The following is a 778-nucleotide window of genomic DNA, read 5'->3' as shown; positions in this document are numbered from 1 at the left end:
AAGGAACTGTCCGGTGGCGAGCGCGGGCTGCGGATGCGTGCTCACATCGACGCCGGCGCCGTCGTCGGTTTTGGCCAGGCCCATGTGGTCGAAAACGATGAACGGGCCGACGAGACGCGCTGCCATCGCGGGCAGCACGCGGCGCACGAACAGATTGCCGATGTCGCGCTGATGGGGCTTGAGAACCGCTTTGATCGATGAGGACATGACGCTTCCTTGATGAACCGGACGGTACGAATGCGAGGTATGGAGAACGCTGGATGCGGCGGTGCGGGCACCGCGCTGACAGGCGCCCATTCTAACGCCCGCTCTGACGGACTGCCGCTAAGCCCGTGTAAGGCTTTGCCCCGAGACCACCCCACCGCGCCCGACGCATGAGCGACGCAACCGTTAAACTTACAGATTCATTTGACAGAACAATAACCGGAGCTGGGGATGTCGCCGAAGGACTTGTTGCTCGCGCTTGTAGTGGTGGTCGCGTGGGGCGTGAATTTTGTCGTGATCAAGGTGGGCCTGCATGGCGTGCCGCCCTTGCTGCTGGGCGCGCTGCGCTTCACGCTGGCCGCGTTCCCGGCCGTGTTGTTCGTGAAGCGCCCGAAGCTGCCGCTGCGCTGGCTGCTCGCCTACGGCGCGACGATCTCGTTCGGCCAGTTCGCGTTGCTGTTCACCGCGATGTACGTGGGCATGCCCGCCGGTCTCGCGTCGGTCGTGCTGCAGGCGCAGGCGTTTTTCACGCTGGTGTTCGCGGCGTTTTTCCTCGGCGAGCGGTTTGGCGCGC

General features: G+C 64.4%; 1 protein-coding gene and 1 pseudogene. One reads left to right on the top strand and one right to left on the bottom strand.

Annotated features, from left to right (window positions below; translation table 11 throughout):
* Positions 1-207: pseudogene (locus G3O01_RS44985) on the bottom strand (pirin family protein); the annotation flags it as partial.
* A gap of 228 nt (positions 208-435) precedes the next feature.
* Between G3O01_RS44985 and G3O01_RS44980 the strand changes: the two are divergent.
* A partial coding sequence (locus tag G3O01_RS44980) for an EamA family transporter (protein WP_205813999.1) occupies positions 436-778 on the top strand: 343 nt, incomplete at its 3' end.

This window comes from Burkholderia sp. Ac-20365 (genome assembly GCF_017104715.1).
Taxonomy (GTDB): Bacteria; Pseudomonadota; Gammaproteobacteria; order Burkholderiales; family Burkholderiaceae; genus Paraburkholderia.
Note: the sequence above shows the minus strand (reverse complement) of the source record. Positions and strands in the feature narration are given on the sequence as shown.